This window comes from Streptomyces sp. NPDC020875, from assembly GCF_040641415.1.
GTDB lineage: Bacteria > Actinomycetota > Actinomycetes > Streptomycetales > Streptomycetaceae > Streptomyces.
Genome location: NZ_JBFADP010000019.1, coordinates 1 through 21204 on the forward strand (window position 1 = coordinate 1; position 21204 = coordinate 21204).

The window sequence follows — 21204 nt, forward strand, 5'->3', positions numbered from 1 at the left end:
CCTGGGCCGCGTTCCAGACATCGGCGAACCGGTCGGGCGTGACCTGGAGATGGAGCTGGACCGAGGTGCAGGCGGCCTCGGGCGCGATGGACGACTGGCTCCCCGTGGCGCCCACGGGCAAGGCGGTCAAGCGGCACCTCGACCAGTTCTTCAAGCGTCGGGGGCAACTCGCTGTACATCGCCTACGCCCCCGGAGCCGCCGGGCCGCTGTACGCGTGCGGGGCGCTGGGCATGTTCCTGGGCGATCTGCTGGTGGGGCGGCTGATACCGCCCGGCCCCCGCCGCCGGCTGGTGATTCCGCTGCGGCTGCTGCTGGCGGCCCCGTACCTCTTCTTCTTCCTGGAGCCGGGGGTGCCGCTATCGGCCGTGGCGGTGACCGTCTCGTCGGCGGGCTTCGCCGCGGGGCTGATCCTTCAGGAGCGGCTGATGGCCCATACGCCCGACGGGCTCGCGGGGCAGGCCCTCGGGCTGCACTCGACCGGGATGGCCGCGTCGCAGGGACTCTGTGCCGTCGTCGCGGGCGGGGTGGCCCAACTGGTCGCCCCGGCGACGGCGATGACCGGGATGGCGGTGGCTTCGGTGGTCGTGACCCTGACCCTGGCGGCGCTGAGCAGGAACCTGACGCCGGGCCCGGCCTCGGAACCGGGGGCGGCGCCGGAACCGAAAACGGCCCCGGCCCCGGCGTCGACTTCGGCCCCGGTCTCGGACGCGCCCGCGCCGGACGGGGTGCCGCCCGCTCCCCCCGCTAGGACCTGAGCTGGGAGATCCGTACCAGGACATGGCCCGACGACAGCAGGGTGTCCTCGTCCCCGAGGTACCGCTGAAGGGTCTCCTCGGTCACCGGCTCGCCGGGCGCCGCCTCCGGCCAGGGGCGGGAGGCGATGATCAGATGGACATGGCCCCGGCCGTCGGCGGCGGTCAGCCACTCCGGCGGGACGGGGCACTGGGCGCTGAGATGCGGCATGTTGAGCACGGCCTGGCCGCCCTCGACGAGCAGCCGGATCGGCGAATTGACCGAGGTGGGGGTGGCGTCGGAGAGATCACCGATCCGCAGGCCGCATTCCTCGACCATTCCGACCAGGGCGGCCTCGCCCTCCTCGGCGCTGCCGGTGCCGTCCCCGAGGGAATAGACCAGCAGATAGGGCATGTCGTGTCCGGCTTCGGGGTCGCCGGTCCAGGCCAGTACGGAAAGCGTGCCCAAATGGGCGCGGACCACGGAATTCTTCGCGGGCGTGGGGATGTTGGCAGTCGTCATGGCTCGGCACCCTAGTGCCCCGACCGGCCCCGTCACCTTCGCGATTCACCTGCTCGGCGGAGCCTGAAGCCGCCACTCGACGGCCGATTTCCCGAGGTCACCATGGAATTCGGTGACATACGCGGACTCCGGCACATCGAACAGCAGCCAGCCCCGCTCGGCCTCACCCGCCGCAAGAATGTTCCATTCCACCGGGGAGCCGGTGGTGATTTCCCCACCGGTCACGGCGGGGTGGCGACCGCCTTTCGTATCGGTCACCCAGGTTTTGGTCCTGCGGGCGTCATAGCGATGTCCGCCGACATTGAGCAGGGCGACCGAGACACCGATCCGGCGCTTGCCGTCCGGGGGCCCGGCGACCGCCGCCGTTCCGTCCTTGCCGGGTACGGCGACGGCCGGATCGACATAGGCCCGGACCGACATCCGCAGATGCTCGCCGGAGGCCCGGCCGCCGAGATCGACGGCGTCACCGAGCGCGGCGACCGCCGCTCCGCCGCCCTTGGTGTCCTGGGCCGGGCGGGCGACGGCGGGTGGGTGGACGGGTTCACCGGCCGTACGGTCCGGCGCGAGCGCCTGGCAGCCCGCCAGCGCCGCGCCGCCCAGGGCGCAAACCGACAGCAGTACCAGCGGCCGTACATTCCGTCGCATCATCGGTCCCCTCGTCAAGCCCGTCGCGTTGTCCGTCAGCCCGTTGCCCGTTGCCCGTAAGGCCGCTTTCCGTATGATCACGCGCTTGCGCCCGGGATACCGCCGTACGGACCCTCCACGGGGGTCGTGTCGCGTCACGTGCACCCCAACGAGCCATCGCGCGCTCCCCCGGCGTGCGCGGTCAGCGCGCCGCCGGGGTGTGCGCCCCACCCCTCCTTCTCGCCCCGTTTCACGCGCTGTTCCGGCGCCGGTGCGCGGAGGCGGAGCCCCCGGGCACCGGCTCACAACGCGCGCCTCGAAAAACCGTTCCTGCGCTACTCCGCGTAGGTAGGCGCACAGTGACTTCGACGGGTGAGCCACCGTTTGCTGTCGTATGGCAAGGACATCCTCGACTCCCCGATGGCAGCGCGTCCCGACCATTCCGGCCCCTCACGCGTACCCGGAGCAGCCCGCCCACCCGGCGGCACCGACGACCGGCGCGACCCCCATCTACGAAGAACTGCTCCGCGAATGGTCCGCGGCCAACCGCACCCTCCCGGGCGGCCCGGACCTGGAGTGGGCCCGTACGACCCGATTCCCGCCCCCGCACCCGGACCCCCTGCGCTCCTCCTGGCTCCGGCCCACGTCCCACCGGGCGTGACGTTCCGCCGCCGCCCGGCGGGCTCCCGGCCGCGCCCGCGTACGGTCAGGGCCGGCCGGTGACCGCCCGGATCTCCCGTTCGATGAGTTCACGGAACGGCACGTCGTCGTGGTTGGCGAGGATGACACCGACCCAGCCGGAATCCGGATAGACGTTCCAGCTCGCGACGCTCCCCGGGTTGGCCCCGGCGCGCCCCTTCAGCCACGCGCCGCCGACCAGGCCGACCGGCATCGTGTAACTCCCGAACGCGGCGTCGGCGGGCACCGGGGCGGGTCCGGTCCGGGCGGCGAAGCCACCCCCCTGCGGCGGCTTCGGGCGCTGCGGCGCGGTGGCCAGCTCGGCGTACGGCCGGGACAGTACGGTCCCCTCCTCGGTCAGGGCGCGGGCGAACCGGACCAGGTCCGGCGCGGTCGCGAAGCCGCCGTCGCCCGGCTGGTCGACAAAGCTCCGGCCGGGGTTCTTGCCCGGGTGGAACGGGTCGGGGCTGCCCTTGTCCAGATTCCGTACGGCGTCCACCCGGGTGCCGTCCGCCTGCCGCATATAGGAGTGCGCGATGTGCTCGTCGGTCAGCCACTGCGGCCGGGTGTAGAACCCCGTACCGGTCATACCGCACCGCGCGAAGATGTTCTCCTGGACGTAGTCCCAGTACGTCATACCGGTCACGGCCTCGACGATCTGCGCGGGGACGACCACCTCGACACCGGCGTGATGGGTGGGCGTCCCGGGCGCGGCCACCGCCTTCGCCCGCCGGGCCCACTGCCCGTAGAACTCCCGTACCTCCTCCCGGCTCCCGAAGATCCGCGCCAGATCCTCGGGCGGGCTCTCCAGACCGGACGTACCGGTGAGCAGATGGTGGATGGTCACCTTGTCGGCGATCTCCGGGGGAAAACCCGTCAGATACCGGCCGACGGTCTCCCAGAGCCGTACCTCGCCCCGCTCCACCAGCTGTAACAGGGCGACCGGCCCGAACGGCTTCCCCGCCGACGACAGATTGAACGCGACGCCCTCGTGGTTGCGGATCCCCCGCTCTTGGTCGGCCATCCCGTAACTGCGCGACAGCACGGTCCGCCCCCGGTATGACAAAAGCACCACCCCGGAGAACTTGTCCTCCGCCGCGAGCCGAGCCACATACCGGTCGTACGCCCCACCGGGCCGGGCGCCGTCCGGAATCGCCTCACCCTCGGCCCGGGCGGCCCCGCCGCCACCCATGACGACCCCTACGGCCCCCACCCCACCCCACCCGAGCGCCCGCCGCCGCCCGACACCACGTACGGAATCCCTGTCCATGCCCATGCCTCTCACTTCGCCCAACCGGCCGCCGAAGTACGGCCGTCGATGCCTCCACTGAAGACGGTGGCCCGTGACATGGGCGTGAGCGACCGACCCCGACCGCACCGGCTCACTGCGGCAGCGGGCTGATTCCGGGCTCGAAGTGGGCCCTGACATAGATCCGGGTCAATCCCGGCGCGAAGGCGTAGGAGAAGAACTCCGCGCAGGTCTGTAGGTGTTCGGCCTCGACCGACTCGGGCGGATCGTCCCGGCAGCCGCCCGTCAGAGACCGCGAGCCTCGGATCGTCTCCGGGTCGAGGAGGCCGATCCGGTCGAAGGTGTCGGGGCGTGTGTAGGCATCGAGCGGGGCGTCGTTGTCGAGGATCCGATGCCCCGGGGGAACCAGCCGGGCCACGTACTTCCGGGCCTCGGCGTCCGGCAGGGAGAAGGCGAGAATCCCCTCGTCCCAACGCGTCCCGACGCGATATCCGGCTCGGAGATCGGTAGCCCCCTCGGGAATACGAACCACGATCTTGCTGCTCAGCCACTTCGGAGTAATGGCGCTCTGCCAACAGCACTCCTGCTCCTCGGCCGCCGCCTCGTCGAGGGCGTGATCCATCCACCAGAACAGGAGTCCGACCACGGCGGACGCCACCCCGAGACACCACGCGGAGACGATCAGCAGAGTCCGGGGTATCGCGGGGTCGATCGGGTTCGTGGGTTCGGTCGGCACGCGAAAGCCTCCGGTCGGGCGGCGGGTTCGGGGCTTCACCGCGGCAGTTACGGCGAGACCGCTTGTCGCGAGCAAGGACGCTTCCAGGTTCGCCGACACGGAGCGAACTCAGGCCATTCATGGCGGGAATTCATGCCCTGTCCCCCGGGCCGGATCGTGTCCGGACCCGGGGACGGGACCGGATCTCAGTTCTTCCTGGCCGGGGCGTGGTCCGTCGGGGCGGGGGTCGGGGCCTGGGACGGGGGTGGGATCTTGCCGTGGGTGGGGCGGAGGTGGTGGAGGACTCCGCGGGTCACCCGGTGGGCCGTGTACGTCGCGCCGTGGATGAAACGCATCGACGGGCCGAACGCCGGGGCGCTCAGCAGGCCCGTGAAGAAGAGGCCGGGGCAGGACGAGCCGAAGTGCGCGGTCAGGTCGGGGGATCCGCCGGTGCCGAGGGTCGTCAGGCGGGTGCGGAGGGCGGGGTCGAGGAGTGGGAGGCGGTCGAGTTCGGGGACGAAGCCGGTGGCCGCGATCACATGGTCGGCGGTGAGGGTGGCCGGGCCGGTGGCGGCGTCGAGGGTGAGGCGGACGCGGCCCTCGTGGAGGGTGGCGCCCCGGAGTCGGTGGGCGAGGAGCTGGGGGACCGTGTCCTCGTACCGTTCGCGCAGCCACCAGGCGCCCGCCGGGCCGAGGGCGGTCCGGATGATGTGTTCCCGGCGGGGGGCGGGCAGCCGCCGTACGGCCCAGGGCGCGTCGGCGTAGATCCGGCCGCGCCAGCCGGAGCCGAGGGCCGTGACGGGGGTGCGGAGCCGCTTGAGGAGGGGGCGGTCCAGGTCGAGGGGGACGGTGTTCCAGCGGATGCCGGGGGCACGGGCGACGAGGGTGGGGCGGGCGCCGGACTCCGCGAGCAGGGTCGCGGTCTCCAGGGCGGCCTGTCCGGCGCCGACGACGGTGACGTCGAGGTCGCGGAAGCGGCCGAGATCGTGGTGGGCGGTGCTGTGGGTGACGTACTCCTTCGGCAGCCGGGCCAGCGGGCCGGGGATCCGGGCGAACGGCAGTACTCCGACGGCGACGACGACGGTACGGGTCCGGACCGTGTCGCCGTCGAAGGTGGTGACGGTGAAGCCGTCGGCCGCGGCGGCGACCCGGGTGACGGTCCGTTCGTCGAGCTCCGGTACGGCGTGCCGGGCGAACCAGAGGCCGTAGTCGGCGAAGGAGCCGATGGGGATGGGGTGGCCGTGTTCGGTGCGGAAGCCCGCTTCGGCGCCGTAGCGGGCGAGGGTCCGGGCCGCCGCCGGGTCGGACAGGTTGGACGCCCACGGCTCCGACTTGAGGAACATTCCGCCGGGCATGTGGTCGCGCCAGGACTCCATGGCCCGGCCGAAGATCTTCGTCCGGGCGCCGGCCGCGCTGAGGTGCGCGGCGGCGGAGAGCCCGTAGGGCCCGGCACCGATGACTACCACGTCGTACATGTAGTTCCTTTACTTCCTTCGCGGAGGCGGGGAGATAGAGAGACGAGAGATCGGGGATGGGTCAGGGGAGGACGGCGCGGGCGCGGCGGGCCCCTTTGGCCAGGCCGCGGCCGAGCCAGGCGCCCGTCATGGCCAGGAACGGGCGGGGGTCGTCCCCGGCGAACCAGGCGGTCTCGAACCCGGCCGGGTCCGGGGCCCGCCGGATGCCCGGCCCGGCCCGGCGGCCCGGGCCCAGGGCGGCGGTCGCGGCGGCCGCCGCCGACAGCAGCGCGTAGTTCTCGGCGACGAACACCCGGCCCGGCCGTTCGGTCCGGGGCGCCAGCTGCTGGCCGGTCAGATCGCGGTAGAGGGCCCGGACCACATCGGTGCCGTCCGGGTCGGTGAAGAGCCGGAACTGCGCGCCGGGCCGGGGGTTGGCGTCCAGCAGGCGGTACGCCCCGTCGGCCCGGTCGCGCCGGAAGTCGAGGTCGATGACGCCCCGGTAGCCCACCGCGTCGACGAGTCGGCGGGCCGCCGCCGCCACCCGTTCGTTGGGCCACCAGCGGCCCTTCGCGGTCAGTCCGGCGCGCGGCGGCCAGGAGAGTTCCTTGCGGCCGGTGCCCCCGGCGAGCAGTCGGCCGTCCCCGGTGGCGAAGCAGCCGTGGAAGAACCAGTCCGCGTCGGGCGCGTCCGGCAGATACCGCTGGAGCAGCAGTCCCACGCCGCCGGGCGCGCCCCTCGCGTACCGCTCGCCCCTGGCGTACAGCTCGCGGACCGCCGCCGCCGAGCCGACCAGGGTCGTACTGCGCAGTCCCGACGCCGGGGGCAGCAGCCACGGCCGGCTCCATTTGGCGACCAGTGGCACGCCGAGGGTCCGTACGGCCGCCGCCGCTTCGGCCGCGCTCGCGGGGACGACGGTCGGCGGCTGCGGTACGCCCGCCTGTTCGCAGACCGCCGCCAGCGCCGATTTGTCGGCGAGCGATCCGGGCACCCCGGCGTCCTGCCGGGGGAAGAGATAGCGGTCGGCGAGCCGGTCGGCGTACCGGGCGGTGAGGATCGCGCCGAGGTCGTCCATCGGGACGAGCACGGCGGGGGCGCCGATCAGGTCCGAGACCCGGAGCAGGAGTTCGGTGAAGCCCGTGCCGTCCCGGCCGACCGCCCCGCGGCCGACGGGGTGCGCGCGGTGGAGGTGGCGGGAGCGGACCACCGGGCTGGCGGCCGACTCGACCACCGCGTGGACCTCGATCCCGGCCCGCCCCAGGGATCTGACGGCGCCGAGGGTGCCGTGGTGAAAGGGGTTGCGGTCGAGGCGCAGTACGAGTGCGGGGACCCCGGCGTCGAAGGGTGGCATGGACGTTACAACTTTCACCTGGATGGTCGTGCGTATCGCGGGTCTGTTCGCGAATGGCCTACCGGGGGTCGCCCGAGCCGCCCATTCGTAGGACTTTCTTCCTACGGCCGGGCAGGTCGGACACGGCCGGTTTATCCGACAGGGCGTCAGTCCGACGGGCCGCCAGTTCACGCCCCGCGCAAGGAGGAGCCATGGTCCGAAGGCACCGACTCACCGGGACCACCGTCGGAACGGTGGCCGCGAGTCTGCTGGTCTCCACCGGCGCCGCCGCGGCGGCGATGGGCGCGGCCCGCGCGGACGGGTCGGCGGGCGACGGGGAGCGGGCGGGCGGTTCCGTCGCCGTCGGCGCCTATGTCGACTACGGCCCGTCGGGTCCGGGCCGGATCGCCGAACTGTCGCGCTGGCTCGGCGGTACGGACCTGCGGGTCGGCCATACGTATCTCCCCGGCGACCGGTGGGCCGGGATCGAGGGGCAGGTCGATTTTCTGGCGGACTGGGCGCGCTGGCGGCTCGCCCGGAGCGACCGGATGTTCGTCCTCAATGTGCCGATGCTGGAGCGGAACGAGGCCCGGGTCCCCGACTACGAGGTACGGCGGCTGCTGCGGGCGGGCGCGCGCGGGCAGTACGACGAACACTTCAGGGCCCTGGCCCGGCGCCTGGTGGAGCTGGGCGTCCCGGACACGGTCCTGGTTCTCGGCTGGGAGATGAACGGCACCACCTACACCCACCGCTGCGGGCCGGACCCGGCAGCGTGGAAGGCGTACTGGAACCGGATCGTGGCGGCGATGCGCTCCGTCGACGGGCAGGCGTTCCGGTTCGACTTCGCGCCGAACCGGGGGAAGGACGCGGTGCCGTGGACCGCCTGCTACCCGGGGGACGACACGGTCGACATCATCGGCATGGACTCGTACGACCAGGCACCCGGCCGGACCTTCGAGGAGCAGGCGTCGGCGGAGTACGGGCTCCGGGCGCAGGTCGCGTTCGCGCGGGAGCACGGCAAGGAGATCTCTTACCCGGAGTGGGGGCTGTTCCGCAACGGGGACAACCCGGAGTACATGCGGGGCATGCTCGACTGGATCGACGAGCACCGGCCGCTCTATCAGACCATCACGGACTACTGTCCGCACGGCGTCTGGCAGTGTGATGACAACCCCAAATCGTCGAGTGTGTTCCGTGCCCGGCTGTCCGGCCAGGGGCCCGTGGTCCCGCCGGTGCCTTCCGTTCCTCCGGTGCCGTCCGTACCGCCCGTGCCACCTGTGCCGTCGGCCCCGCCGGAGCCGCCCGCTCCGCCGGTGCCCGCGGAGACCGCGACACCGGTACCGACCCCGGTACCGACGGCGACCCCGGCGCCGACCCCGGTACCCACACAGACCCCGCCGCCGGTAACACAACCCGAAGAACCGGCCCCGAAGCCGTCTCCGGTGCCGCAGATCGCCCCGCCCGTCCGGTTCAACATGGTCGAGTGGTGCGTCCCGGCACCGCTGAAGCAGTGGGCCGGGCCGTGGGCGCCGAACGGCAAGTTCTGTGTGAAGGTGCCGTGGCCCGTCGGCTGGGGCGCGCCCCGGCACACCGGCGGTGGCGGTACGGGGGCGGCGGAACGCCCCGCGCCCTAACCGGCATCGCCCCGGTCCACGGCCGCCGCCCGCCAGTCCTTCAGCCGGTCGCGCCATTCGCGCGCGGCCGGGAACCGTTCGGCGACCGTACGGGCGGTACGGTCCCGGAGCCCGGCCTGGGCCGTCCGGAGCCGTAGCAGCGGTTCCAGCGCGGCCGGGGCCATCAGCAGCCGCCGGTTGGTGACCGCCTCCGGGCGCCACTGGTTCTTGTACGGCTCCGCCCCGCGCAGCAGGCTGACCACCCGGCGGCCGGTCCCGGCGGCGAAACCGGTCTCGTGCCGCAGCAGCATCGTGGCGACGTCGACCCGGCGTTCCCGGAGCCCGGGGTCGGCCCCGTAGAGATAGCCGCCGGTCATCCGCTCGGACGCCAGGGTCAGGCTGACCGCGACGACCTCCCCGGCCAGCCGGTACTCCGTCAGGGCGGCGTCGCCGTCCCGGACCATCCGGCGGGCCGCGCGGACTAGGTGTTCCTCGAACCGGGGCCGGAGGTGTTCCACGGTCACACCCCGGCCGCGCCACTGGAGTTCATGGAGCCGCAGCAGCCGCCCGACCGCTTCCGGCACCTCGTCGGGCCCGGCGGGCACGGCCTCGATCCCCAGCGCGTCGATCTTCCGCAGCTTGGCCCGGACCCGCTGGGCGCGGGGCGTCGGCAGCCGTTCGACCAGGTCGGTGAGGGGGGCGGCGGGCAACTCCAGACAGACGGAGTCGGTGAGGGCGCCCCGGGCCCCGGTCCACCGCTCGTACAGCCGCTCGGCGGCGGCCCCGGGTCTGACCTCGCGCAGTTCGACCACGGCGTGCCGGGCGGCCCGGCGCAGCCCCCGCTCCAGCGCGTCGTACACGGCGTCGACACCCTCGGGGCCGGTGTCCGGGTCCCTGTCCGGGCCGGTGGCCGGGTCCGTGTCGGCCACGAGGACGTCGGTGTAGTCGGAGATCCCGCCGCCGAGCCCGACGAGCAGCGGCATCGGCCGGTGGACCAGCGTCAGCGGCGCGGCGGCCACCAGCCGTCCGGCGCGGCGGACGAGGACGATCCGCAGCGGCCCGCCGCCGTACGACCGCCACCAGGACTCCAGCCAGGCATGGCTCTGGAAGGGGGTGGCGGTGGAGCAGCGCCGCCGGAGGTCGTCCCACTCGTCCCGCAGCCCGGCGAACTCCCGCCCGTCCCGGCAGAGGGTGACGGTGAACCCCTCCGGAGTACCGGTACCGGCGGTACGCCCCGGACCGGCCGGGCCGGAGGCCGGGGTCCCGCTCTCCGGCCCGGTGCCTTCCGCGTCGCCCGCCCGGATCTGCCCGGCGGCCCCCCGGCGCGCCACGCCCGCCGGACCCGCCGGGCGAGCGGTCCGGCAGCATCCGGCCGCCGGTCCCGGGCCGGGCCCGGAGCGCGGCAGACAGCACTCGTCGGCGGGGCCGGACCCGGGGCCGTCCGACGGGGCGCGAAGGCCCGTCCAGTCCCCCGTCCCCCACCGGATACCGCTCGGGGCACGCCACGGCGGACCGGCCGGGCCCGGGGTCGTACGGGCCGGGCCGGGGCCGCCGGTGGCTTCGGGCATCAGACGCGCTCCAGCCCGGCGGCGGTCGCCGAGGGCGCCGCCGCGCCCTCGGTCGCGGGCCCGGGTACCGTCGCGGCGACCGGCGCCGGCACGATCACGGGAGCCGCGGTGTCGCCGGCGCCGGGGTCCGCGCGCCGGGCCCGGGGACGTACCAGCAGGACCAGACCGCCGAGCAGACCACCGGCGGCCCCGCCGACCGCGGCACCGACCCGGATCGACGGGGAGACCGTCTCGGCGGGCGGGATGGCCCGGGAGAAGCTCAGCAGCCGTACGCCGGTGTTCTCGGCGACCTGATTGCTGCTCACGAAGACGGCGTCGGAGACGGCGTTGGCGATGTCGGCGGCCTCGCCGCGCCGGTCGGACGTACCGGTGATCGCGATCATCGGCGAGTCCGGGGAGGTCTCCGTACGGACCCGGTCGCGCAGTTCGGCGGCGGGCATCCCGGCGGCCACCCGGGCGTAGGCGATCGTGGAGTCGCTGGTGGCGACCCGTCCGTACGCCTGGGCGAAGCCGATGGCCGCGCCCGGCTGGGCGTCCTTGCCCTCGGCGACCGCGACGATGTAGCTGGTGGCCGCGTACTGGGGGGTGGCCAGCGCGCCGTACGCGCCACCGGCCAGCGCGCCGGTGACGGCGAGGGCGGGCAGCGGCCACCAGACGGGGAGCCTTCGACCGGTCGGCTTCGTACGGGCCGCCGCGCGCCGCTCGCGCCGCGACGGGCGGGACGGCTTCTCCGGCCCGTCCCGACCCGGCTCGTCCCGATCCAGCTCGTTTCGACCGGGCTCGTCGGGCCGTTCGGACGTCCCGTCCTTCGCCGCCTTTCCGTCCTTCACCGGCTTTCCGGGCTCCTCGGCCTTCCCGGATCGCTCCGGCTTCCCGTCCCCCTTGTCCGGCTGCTCGGACCGGGGCTCCCGGGGCTCTTGGGACTTCCTCATCGCTGGACTCTCCCGATCGGATCGTGTTGGTGGGACTGCTGTCGCGGACGGTGCTCGTGCGAACGGCCTGAATCGGCACCGGCATCGGCACCGGCATCGGCACCGGTGTCGGCGCCGAGCAGACGGTCGTAGAGGGCGGCGACGCGTTCGGCGGTCCGCCGGATGTCGTAACGGCCGACGCCCGGCGCCGGTACGCGCCCCGGCGGCGGGCCCGCCTTCGCGTCCCGTACGGCCGCGATCAGTCCGGCGTCGTCCGTACCGACCCGGCGCGCGCCCGGCACCTCGGCGGGCGGCAGATCGGCGACGGCGGGACAGGCCCGGTACACCACCGGCAGCCCGGCGGCCAGCGCCTCCACCACCGCCAGCCCGAACGCCTCGTCCCGGGACGGAGAGACGAACAGATCGAGCGCCCCGAGCACCCCGGGCACGGTGAGCCCCGGCGCCTCGCCCGCGAAGACCCCGCAGTCGCCCGGCAGCCGGACCCGGTCCGCCACGCCCAGTCCGGCGGCGAGCCGTACCAGCCGGGCGCGTTCGGGCCCCTCGCCCGCGATCAGGGCGACCGTGCCGGGGACGGCGGCGACCGCCCGGATCAGCGAGTCGAAGCGCTTGCCGGGGACGAGCCGGCCGACGCCGCCGATCACGTACGCCTCCGGGGCGATCCCGAGCCGGGCCCGTACCGCCGCCCGGGCCGCCGGGTCGGACCGGAACAGCGCCGCGTCGATCCCGTTGGGGACCGTCTCGATCCGCGACGGCGGTACGCCCCACTCCGCGAGCCGGACCGCGACGGTCTCCGAGACCGCGACCGTGGCGCCGCCGAGGCGTTCCGCACCGAGGTAGAGCGCGCGGACGCCCCGGGTGAGGGCGCGGCCCTCGATCGCGTCGGCGCCCAGGGAGTGCTCGGTGGCGACGACCGCGCGGACCCCGGCCGCCCGGGCCGCGAGCCTGCCGTAGACACAGGCCCGGTAGAGATGGGTGTGGACGAGGTCGTAGCCGCCCCGGCGGATCAGCCGGACCAGCCGGGGCAGCGCGGCCACGTCGCGGTTGCCGCGCATCCGGAGGTCCGTGACGCGGACCCCGTCGGCCCGGAGACCGGCCGCGACCGGGCCCGGTTCGGTGAGGGTCACCACGTCGCAGGCGTACGGCAGATGGCGGAGCAGCAGCCGCAGCTGCTGCTCGGCGCCGCCGGTGCCGAGGCCCGTGATGATCTGGAGCACCCGGGGCCGCGCGGCGCTCACCGCAGCCCCGTCCGGTGGCCGATCCGCTTGGCCCAGAGCCGGGCCGAGCGGTCGGCCTGGCTGATGTGCGTACGGGCCAGGGCGTACGGGCCGCCGAGCCCGGCGGGCGGGCGGATGGCGCAGCCGTACGCGTACCCGGCGGCCCGGACCGCCGCCGCGACCCGGCCGTCGACCGTGCCGTACGGATAGCAGAAGCCCTCGGGGGCGCGGCCGGTCAGCTCGGACAGCCAGGCCCGGCTGCGGGTGGTCTCGTCGCGCAGCGCCTGACCGTCGAGCCGGGTCAGGTCGACGTGGTAGAGCCCGTGGGAGGCGATCTCGGTACCGGCGGCGGCGGCGGTACGGATATCGGCCTCGTCGACCAGGGGGCGGCGCGGGCCGTCCGGGTCCCAGGCGTTGTCGCCGCCGAGTCTGCCGGGCAGGACGAAGAGGGTCGCGGTGCAGCCGTGGCGGCGGAGCACGGGGAGCGCGGCGGCGGCGAAGTCGGCGTAGCCGTCGTCGAAGGTGAGACCGACGAGGCCCCGGCCGCGGCCCTCCGCGCGGGCCCGCAGCAGGGTCGCGACGGACACCCCGGTCAGGCCCCGGGCCGCCAGCCACCGGAGCTGGAGGTCGAGCCGGTCGGGTGCGACGGTGATGCCGTACGGGTCATGGGCCGGGTCGGCGACCGAGTGGTACATCAGGATCCACGGCGGCCCGGCGGCGGGCCGTTCGGGTCCGGCGTCCCGGCGCGGGGACTGCGTCCTGGTCCCGTCCGGGTGCGACGGCCGGGTGCCGTGCGCGCAGGCCCCCGCGCCCCTGAGGGCCCGCCCGTTGGGCCCCTTCGCAGGCGCGGACGGGGGGCACGGGGGTTCCGCCCGGAGCCGGAGGGACGCGGGGAGGAACCGTACGACCCGCCACGGGCGGCCCGCCGCCCGGTGGCGGGCCTGCTCGGCGGACGGGACCGGGCGGGCGGCGATCGTCTGGTGGCGCGACGGCGGCGCCGTGTCAGCTGACATGTCGGGCGATCCTCTGTCGGGTGAGAGCCAGCAGATGGACGACTTCGGGGGCTCGGACCGCGAGCCCGGTGACGGCGAAGACGGCGGGGACGAGCAGACAGCCCACGGCCAGGCTCGGCAGCGCCGAGTCGATCGTGCCCGCGGCGAGGCGTCCGGCGGCGGCGGCGCACCCGGCGGCGAGCGCGAGCCGCCCGAGTGCCGGAGTGATCGCCCGGACCCGGATGGCGACGACCCGGGAACCGAGGCCGCGCAGCAGGAGCAGGGCGGTGGTGCTGATACCGGCCGCGTTGGCCGCGGCGATGCCGTAGACACCCCACGGGCCGACGGCCGACGCGCCGACGGCCACGGTCACCGCCAGCCCGGCGGCCATCGCGGCGGCCGGATACCAGGTGGGCCGCCCGGCGGAGAAGAACGGGCGGCACAACGCGCCGACCAGGGTGTGGCCGAGGAGCCCGGCCGCGTACACCCGCATCACGGTCGCGGTCGCCTCGGTGTCCCCGGCGTCGAAGGCGCCCCGCTGGAAGAGGACCTCGATGATCTGGGGGGCGTAGCCGAGGATCAGGGCCGTACCGAGCAGGACGACGAGGCCCGCGAGCGCGAGATCGTTCTCCACCCGGCGGCGGGCCCGGTCCCGGTCGCCCTCGGCCATGGCCTGCGCGACGGCCGGAAAGGTGACGGTGCAGAACATCAGCGACAGCACCATCGGCATCTGGGCGACCTTCTGGGCGTAGTTGAGATGCGAGATGGCGCCGCTGGGGAGGGACGAGGCGAGAAAACGCTCCACCAGGACCTGGGACTGGCGGCTGACGGCGAACAGGACGACGGGCGCCAGCAGGGCCAGCCCGAGCCGGACGCGGTCGGGGGTCTCGGGGCGCGGCCGGTCGTCATGGGCGCCGGGCCCCGTGGGCTCGCCTTCCGGCCGCGGGTCGTCCGGGGCCGCTCGCGCGGTCACCCGCGCCCCCGGGGGCTCCGCCGGGACGCCCTTGCGGGGGTGGGGGAACGACGGGCGGGGGGACGCGGCGCGGCGGGGGGTGACGCGGCGGGCGAAGGACGGGAGCTGGACCAGGATCATCAGCGCGCCGCCGAGCGCGACCCCGGCCGCCGCCGCGCGGACCCCCCACAGCGAGTGCAGGGCGAGGGTGGCCGCGATGATCCCCGCGTTGTACGCGACGTAGACCCCGGCGGGCGGTACGAAGCTGCCGTGGGCCCGCAGCGCCGCGCTGAAGTACCCGGCGACGCCGAACGTCAGCACCGTCAGGGCCGTCAGCCGGGTGCAGTCGACCGCCAGCTGCGGATCGGCGAACCCGGGGGCGAGCGCGGCGACGAACTGCGGGGCGAAGGCCACCAGGAGCAGGGTCGCGGCGGCGAGTACGGCGAACAGCCGGGGGAAGGTGTGGCGGACGAGTTCGCGTACCGGATCCTCCGGGCCCGGTACGGGGAGCGCCCCCGCGCCCGGACCGGCGGCCGTACGCCGGGCCAGGGCATGGCTGAACGCGGGTACGAGCAGCAGCGCCATCGCGTCCTCGATCAGCAGGGTCGCCGCCATCTCGGGCACGGTCCAGGAGATGAGGAAGGCGTCGCTCTCGACGCTCGCGCCGTAGATCCGGGCGATCGTCTGGTCGCGGACCAGGCCCAGCAGCGCGCCCGCCAGGGTCAGTCCGGCGGTGACGGCGGCGGCCCTGGCGAGGGCGTTGCCGAGCCGGGAGGGCTCGGTCCGGGCGGTGGACGTACCGTCGCGGGTATCCACGCCCGTCATCCGGCCGTCCCGGCCGCGGACGCCCCGGCGGGCGACGGCGGTACGGAGCACGCCGCCCCGGACGCCGCCGTACGGTCGCCCCCGCCCGGCTGCGGCACCCGCGCGCCGCCAGGACCGGTGCCCGGACCCGCCGCTCCCCCGCCGCCACCCGTGACCGCCGGTTCCGGCTCGCCCAGCGGGGCCAGCGCCCACCGGGCCGCCAGGCCGAACACGATGCCGGTGAGGACCGTGGAGGGGCCGCCGATGTCCGCGTAGAGGAAGTCCACCGTCTGCCAGAGCGTCAGCGCCACCGCCGCCAGGCCGCAGTCCAGCGCGCCGCGCCGGGCCACCAGCCGGCGGACGCCGCCGACCAGCAGGGCGGCCCAGCTGCCTGCGAAGGCCGTCGCCCCGATCAGGCCCTGCTCGCTCAGGACGAGGAGGTACATGTTGTGCGGGGAGAGCAGCGGCTGGCGCAGGAACTCCCGGCCCGCGCCCGCCGTGTCGCTGCCCGACGAGAGACCGATCCCGGCGTGGGAGTCGCGGTGGTCGGGGAAGCCCTTGAGGCCGACGCCGGTGAGCGGGCGCTCCCGCCACATGCTCCCGGCCGCCGCCCACATGGTGTACCGGTCGGTGACCGAGCGGTCCGGGGTGTCCGTGACGCGGGTGATGCTGTCGAGCCGGTCGCCGATCATCGCGGAGCCGACCCCGAGGCCGCCGACCAGGACGACGGTCGCGGCGGCGGTGACCGCGAGCACGGTCAGGGCCCGCCGCACCCCGGCGAGCAGCAGCATCGCCAGCGCCGCGACGGCGGTGGCGATCCACGCGCCGCGGCTGAAGGAGAGCCCGAGGGGGACGACGAGGAGGACCGCGGCGCCCGCGGCGGCCGGGCGGAGCCGGACCGGGGCGCCCGGGGGCGTCCGCAGGGCGAGGGCGGCGGCGGCGAGGAGCCCGTAGGCGACCACCGTGGCCATGCCCATGACGTCGGTGGGGCCGAAGGTGCCGACGGCCCGGACGTCCTCGCCCATATAGGAGGCGCCGGTGCCGGTGGCGTACTGGTGGACCCCGATCGCGCCCTGGACCAGGGCCAGGACGACCAGCGCGCCGGTGACCGCGCGGAAGTCGCGGGCGTCGCGGACCAGCAGGACGACGGCGGCCGGGACGAGGACGAAGACCTGGAGGTAGCGGACGAAGCCGGGCAGCGCGGCGGTCGGGTCGACGGCGGTGACGGTGGCGACGGCGATCGCCGCGGCGGGCGCGCCGACGACGAACGCGGCGGTACGGCTCAGGGGCCTGGCCCTAGTCCGCAGCACCCGGGCCAGACAGCAGACGACCAGGACACCGGAGGCGATGTCGGCGGGTCCGACGCCCCCGCCGCCGGAGGCGCCCGAGGGCAGCGGAACGGCGAGCAGGAGGACCGTCACGATCAGTGGCAGCAGCTCCCACGGAATCGGCCTCGGGCCCGGGGTCGGTCCGTCGGCGCGGCGCGGTCGGGGCAGGGCCCACGGGGCGGCCATGATCAGCTGCCTCCGAGCCGGAACAGGGAGACGGCGGTCCGCGCCATGATGCAGAGGTCCTGCCAGGGCGACCAGGTCTCGATGTAGTGGTTGTCGAAGCGGGCCCGCTCCTCGATGGAGGTGTCGCCGCGCAGTCCGTGGATCTGGGCGAGGCCGGTGAGTCCGACGGGCATCCGGTGGCGGGCCGCGTAGCCGGGATACAGATGGCTGAACCGGCCGACGTAGTAGGGGCGCTCGGGCCGCGGCCCGACCAGGCTCATATCGCCGCGGACCACGTTCCACAGCTGCGGGAGTTCGTCGAGGGACGTCCGGCGGAGCAGACTGCCGGTGGCGTTCAGCCGGTGGTCGAAGGCGATGTTCCAGCAGGTGGCGGACTCGTGTTCGTCGGCGGGCGCGAGGGTACGGAACTTCAGCAGGGTGAAGGGCCGGCCGTCGAGGCCGATCCGCTCCTGACGGAAGATCACCCCGGGGCCGCCGGTGAGGCGTACGGCGAGGGCGCAGGCGGCGAGCACGGGCGCGGCGGCCAGCAGCGCCAGACCGGCGAGGACGGTGTCGATGACGCGTTTCACGGCCCGGGCCACGGGCCGGTGGAGCCCGCCGCGCAGGGGCTGGACGGCGAAGCCCCACAGATGGTCGGGTCCGGCGGCGCGGCGCCACAGGTTGCCCCCGGCGGCGCCGCCGTCGATCAGCCACTGCCGGACGCCGTGGGCGGCGAGCAGGGCGACGAGGGCGGAGGATTCGTGGTCGGCGCCGGGCTGCTCGGTGAAGACGGCGTCGCGGACGGCGTTCTGGACGACGGCCCGGCGGACGTCCTCGGCGGTGGTCAGCAGCGGCAGGGCGGGGCCGCCGGTCCGTTCGGGGTGGTCGCCGCCGAACGCCGGGACGGGCACTCCGCCGGGCGCCGGGACGGGCGCGAGGGGCTGCCCGGCGGGCTGCGCGGCGCCGACCAGGCCGACCGGCCGCATCCCGTAGCCGGGGTGTTCGGCGAGGGCGGCGGTGACCCGGGGGGCGAACGGGCCGGTGCCGACGACGAGTACGGAGCGGGGGCGGCGTGCCCCGGCCCGGCGGCGGGCCTCGTACAGCAGGGCGCGGGCGGTACAGCACAGCACGGCCTGGACGGCGGCGGCGAGCAGCAGCGCGCCCCAGCCGAGGGCGCGTTCGGGGGCGTAGGAGGCGGCGGTCTCGTTGAGGACCAGCCACTGGAGGAGGGCGAGCAGGGCCAGGTTCGGGAGTTCGGCGAGGGCGGACGGGGAGAGCCGGGGCCGGTACAGGCCGCGGCAGGCGTGGACGGCGGGCTGGAGCAGTACGGCCGCGGCGACCCCGGCCGCGGGCCACGGCGGCGACGGCGCCAGCAGCGGGGTCAGGGCGAGGGCGGCGGCGTCGGCGGCGAACAGGCCCGCCCCGGGGCCGAGTCCGGTTCCGGTACGCCGCCGGACGGCCCGGCTCGCCGCGCGGTGCCGGTGCCGGGCGGCGCGGCGCGGCGGGCGCAGGGCCGCGGTGACCGCCGTGGGCACCGCGGGCGCCGGGACGGCCCGGTGGTGGTGGGGTGCGGGGGCGCTCTCCGTCGTCATCGCCTGGTGCGCTTCCTCGTCGAAGTGGGGGGCGAGTTGAGCAGGTCCTGGTAGAGGCCGGTGACGGCGGCGGCCGTCCGGCGGACGTCGCCGGTCGCCCGGGTGTGGTCCCGGGCCTCCCGGCCGAGGCGGTCCCGCAGCCCCGGATCCGCCAGCAGGGCGCCGAGCGCGGCGGCGAGGGCCCGGGGATCCTCCGGCGGTACGAGGGCGTGGGCGTCGTGGCCGGGCGGCAGGCTCTCCCGGGCGCCGCTGACATCGGTCACCACCACGGGCCGGCCGCAGGCCATGGCCTCCAGCGGGGCGAGGGCCATGCCCTCCCAGCGGGACGGGAGGACGACGACGTCGGCGGCGCGCAGCCAGGGCCGGATGTCGCGGATGGCGCCCGCGAAGCGGACCCCGGGCGGGGCGAGCCGGGTGAGCGCGGCCCGGTCGGGGCCGTCGCCGACGAGGACGAGCCGGGCCTCGGGGGCGGCGGCCCTGACCTCGGGCCAGGCGGCCAGCAGGACGTCCTGGCCCTTCTGGCGGCAGAGCCGGCCGACGCAGAGGACGACGGGCGCGCCGTCGGGGACGCCGGTGAGTTCGGGCAGTCCGGCACGCTGCCGCCGCCGGTCCCGGCCCGCCGTACCGCCGTTCGTACCGTCGCCGTGGCCGGTGTTCCTACTGTCGTCGTGGCCGGTGTCCGTACCGTCGCCGTGGCCGGTGTTCCTACTGTCGCCGTGGCCGGTGGGCGGCTCGCCCGGGCCGAAGTGGCCGAGGTCGACGCCGTTGCGGATGACGGCCCAGCGGGCGGCGATCCCGGCGTTCTCCCCGGCCCGCCGCTCGGTCTCGCTGACACAGAGCGTCCGGGTCGACCAGCGGGTGCCGTACCGCTCCCAGACCCGGGACAGTTCGGCGGCCCTGCCCTCGACGGCGTCGAACGACCAGGCGTGCGGCTGGAAGACGGTCGGCACCCGGCCGCGGACCGCGAGCCGGGCGACGAGCCCCGCCTTGGCGCTGTGGGCGTGGACGAGGTCGGGGCGGCTGCGGCGGATCAGCCGGGCGGCGGTCCACAGCTCCCGGGGCAGACCGGGCCCGGGGGCCCGGGCGGCGGGCCAGTCGTGGACCCGGGCCCCGGCCTCGGCGGCGCGCTCGGCGAGTTCGCCGCCCGGCGGGCAGGCGACCTCGGCCCGCAGCCCGTCGGCGATCTGCGCCCGGACGAGGTCGGTGACCACGCGGGCGACTCCCCCTTCCACCGGCTGCACCAGATGGAGGACGGTCAGTGGGCTCGGCTCGGTCCGGGTTCTGTACGGCACGTGCGGCTCTCTTGGTACGAGGGGTGGATCAGGCTCGGGGCGAGCAGCACCGCGGGGGACGTCAGCGGCGGGTGTCTGCCTGTACGAAGAGAACGCCGAGGGAGTATCCGAGGTTTTCGGTCTCGAAGCGGAAACTCAAACTGGTGACCCCGGACACCAGTGCGGCACCGATGTCGAAGACATCGGAGTCGTAGCCGAGGGTGTTCTTATGGGCGGGTTGTCTGACGATCGCGGTTCCGGGCCCCGTGATGGTGGAGTTCATCAGGTCCCCGGCCGGGTTGTCGGTGTTTTCGAGTTCGAAGGTCTTTCCGGTATTCGTACGAATGCGGGCCCGGTCGCCGGTCACCCCGCGGTCCCCGTCGTATCCCGCGATACCCGCGATTCCCTTCGCCCCGGCCGGTACCCGGAGCCCGTCGAGGGTGATCTCGTACGAGGGGTGTTCGGCGTTCAGGGTCTGGAAGCCGTCCCAGAGGGAGAGGTGGCGGAGCGGCTCCGCCGGGTCCTCGTAGGCGACGGCGAGGGTCCAGCCGCCCCAGGCGCCGGTCTTCGAGTGGCCCATGGCGACATTGATCTGGGCCACGGTCCACAGTCCGGCCCCGGACTGCCGGACCAGCGGGGTGATGTCGGCGGACGCCTGGAAGGCGTCGGCGCCGTCGGCGTCCCGGTGCGCGATGGTGGTGTCGGCGAGGACCTCTTTGTAGCGCCCGCCGGGTTCGGCGACGAGCACCCGGCCGTTGTCCTCCGGCGGCTTCTGCTCGCCGACCCGCAGGTTGCCGCCCCAGTACAGCCGGGCGTAGCTGACCTCGGCACCGGCCGGGAGCGCCAGCCGGGCCCGGCTGGAGTTGTACGTGTTGGGGTCGTCGTCCTCGTCCGTGTAGAACATCTCGTAGTCGCCGTTGACCCCCCGGCCGCCGCCCTGGGCGGTGGCGCAGGGCGCCGCCCCGGTGGTCTCGGGGGTCCGGCAGGTGATGGCCGCGTTGGCGGTCCGGACGATCCCCCCGTGCTGGACGGCGTGGTAGCGCTGGACGAAGGGGATCCGGGGCGACTCGGGCTGGTCCGAGACCCCGGCGGCGCCCACCCCCTGGGCGGCGAGCCCGAGCAGGGCCGCGGCCGTCAGCAGGAGTACGGCCCCGCGGGCGCCACGGCCCGCGACAACCGGCGCGTTCGACATGGGGTGCCTCTCCCACTCGGTCAACCCGACAAAAACAGGAATTGGCACTTTGGCAGATGAACCGTCGGTAATCACGCCGGACGCGCCTGTATTACCGGCTCGGCAACGTACGGACCACCCGAAAGAGACTTTCGAGTGATCAGGCGCATCCTTTTCCGGGGCCGCTCGTTATGACGCTTTCGGTTTCCCGGCCGGGAACGGGCGATAACCCCCGGGCCCGGGTCTCGTTGTCCAGGGCGGAGGCGGCGAACTCCGCCGCCGGAGAAAGGGATGCGA

General features: G+C 74.9%; 16 protein-coding genes and 2 pseudogenes. 3 read left to right on the forward strand and 15 right to left on the reverse strand.

All coding sequences use genetic code 11. The features are described from left to right. Positions 1–156 precede the first annotated feature (156 nt). Positions 157–756 (forward strand): annotated as a pseudogene (locus tag AB0G74_RS13180) (hypothetical protein); the annotation flags it as partial. Here AB0G74_RS13180 and AB0G74_RS13185 read toward each other — a convergent pair. Together AB0G74_RS13185 and AB0G74_RS13190 are read right to left on the reverse strand one after the other, a co-directional pair. Next, the gene (locus AB0G74_RS13185) at positions 746–1255 is read right to left on the reverse strand and encodes a DUF5949 family protein (RefSeq protein WP_361144516.1); all 510 of its coding nucleotides are present in this window, start codon (positions 1253–1255) and stop codon (positions 746–748) included. The pseudogene AB0G74_RS13180 and the gene AB0G74_RS13185 overlap by 11 nt on opposite strands. Positions 1256–1300: 45 nt before the next feature. Beyond that, entirely contained in the window at positions 1301–1903 is a 603-nt protein-coding gene (locus tag AB0G74_RS13190; protein WP_361144518.1) for a hypothetical protein, read from the reverse strand. Between the two features lie 370 nt (positions 1904–2273). On the opposite strand from AB0G74_RS13190, the gene AB0G74_RS13195 reads away from it, so the two are divergent. After that, the gene (locus tag AB0G74_RS13195; RefSeq protein ID WP_361144520.1) at positions 2274–2540 is read left to right on the forward strand and encodes a hypothetical protein; all 267 of its coding nucleotides are present in this window, start codon (positions 2274–2276) and stop codon (positions 2538–2540) included. 45 nt (positions 2541–2585) lie between these two features. On the opposite strand, the gene AB0G74_RS13200 is transcribed toward AB0G74_RS13195, so the two are convergent. The 4 genes from AB0G74_RS13200 to AB0G74_RS13215 all read right to left on the reverse strand — a co-directional run bounded on the left by AB0G74_RS13200 (position 2586) and on the right by AB0G74_RS13215 (position 7326). After that, a complete protein-coding gene (locus AB0G74_RS13200) occupies positions 2586–3749 on the reverse strand; it encodes a serine hydrolase domain-containing protein (protein WP_361144523.1) in 1164 nt (387 codons plus the stop codon). Between the two features lie 190 nt (positions 3750–3939). Continuing rightward, on the reverse strand, positions 3940–4542 hold the full coding sequence (locus AB0G74_RS13205) for a hypothetical protein (protein ID WP_361144525.1): 603 nt from the start codon (positions 4540–4542) through the stop codon (positions 3940–3942). Positions 4543–4727: 185 nt separating this feature from the next. Beyond that, positions 4728–5996, reverse strand: a complete 1269-nt coding sequence (locus tag AB0G74_RS13210; protein WP_361144528.1) for an FAD-dependent oxidoreductase — start codon at positions 5994–5996, stop codon at positions 4728–4730. A 61-nt stretch (positions 5997–6057) separates the two neighbouring features. Next, entirely contained in the window at positions 6058–7326 is a 1269-nt protein-coding gene (locus AB0G74_RS13215) for an ATP-grasp domain-containing protein (protein ID WP_361144531.1), read from the reverse strand. A gap of 191 nt (positions 7327–7517) precedes the next feature. Between AB0G74_RS13215 and AB0G74_RS13220 the strand changes: the two genes are divergently transcribed. Next, positions 7518–8939 carry a glycosyl hydrolase gene (locus tag AB0G74_RS13220; RefSeq protein WP_361144534.1) on the forward strand — a complete coding sequence of 474 codons (1422 nt, stop codon included), beginning with the start codon at positions 7518–7520 and terminating at the stop codon, positions 8937–8939. Here AB0G74_RS13220 and AB0G74_RS13225 read toward each other — a convergent pair. The 9 genes and pseudogenes from AB0G74_RS13225 to AB0G74_RS13265 form a co-directional block, all read right to left on the reverse strand. After that, positions 8936–10249 carry a GNAT family N-acetyltransferase gene (locus AB0G74_RS13225; RefSeq protein ID WP_361144537.1) on the reverse strand — a complete coding sequence of 438 codons (1314 nt, stop codon included), beginning with the start codon at positions 10247–10249 and terminating at the stop codon, positions 8936–8938. The genes AB0G74_RS13220 and AB0G74_RS13225 overlap by 4 nt on opposite strands. 236 nt (positions 10250–10485) lie before the next feature. Beyond that, positions 10486–11151: pseudogene (locus AB0G74_RS13230) on the reverse strand (lipopolysaccharide biosynthesis protein); the annotation flags it as partial. A gap of 263 nt (positions 11152–11414) precedes the next feature. Then, positions 11415–12653 (reverse strand): glycosyltransferase, encoded by a 1239-nt coding sequence (locus AB0G74_RS13235; protein WP_361144540.1) that lies wholly within the window; start codon positions 12651–12653, stop codon positions 11415–11417. Further along, positions 12650–13327, reverse strand: a complete 678-nt coding sequence (locus AB0G74_RS13240) for a polysaccharide deacetylase family protein (protein ID WP_361144735.1) — start codon at positions 13325–13327, stop codon at positions 12650–12652. The genes AB0G74_RS13235 and AB0G74_RS13240 overlap by 4 nt, the downstream gene beginning before the upstream one ends. A gap of 307 nt (positions 13328–13634) precedes the next feature. Continuing rightward, positions 13635–15401: a lipid II flippase MurJ gene (locus AB0G74_RS13245; RefSeq protein ID WP_361144542.1), complete on the reverse strand. Its 1767-nt coding sequence runs from the start codon at positions 15399–15401 to the stop codon at positions 13635–13637. Then, complete coding sequence (locus AB0G74_RS13250; protein WP_361144545.1) at positions 15398–16894, reverse strand: O-antigen ligase family protein; 1497 nt, start codon at positions 16892–16894, stop codon at positions 15398–15400. Before AB0G74_RS13250 ends, AB0G74_RS13245 begins: the two co-directional genes overlap by 4 nt. Before the next feature lie 2 nt (positions 16895–16896). Next, positions 16897–18465: an exopolysaccharide biosynthesis polyprenyl glycosylphosphotransferase gene (locus AB0G74_RS13255; RefSeq protein WP_361144548.1), complete on the reverse strand. Its 1569-nt coding sequence runs from the start codon at positions 18463–18465 to the stop codon at positions 16897–16899. Continuing rightward, on the reverse strand, positions 18462–19757 hold the full coding sequence (locus AB0G74_RS13260) for a glycosyltransferase family 4 protein (RefSeq protein WP_361144550.1): 1296 nt from the start codon (positions 19755–19757) through the stop codon (positions 18462–18464). The genes AB0G74_RS13255 and AB0G74_RS13260 overlap by 4 nt, the downstream gene beginning before the upstream one ends. Positions 19758–19818: 61 nt before the next feature. Beyond that, on the reverse strand, positions 19819–20928 hold the full coding sequence (locus AB0G74_RS13265; RefSeq protein WP_361144553.1) for a DUF3344 domain-containing protein: 1110 nt from the start codon (positions 20926–20928) through the stop codon (positions 19819–19821). Positions 20929–21204 lie beyond the last annotated feature (276 nt).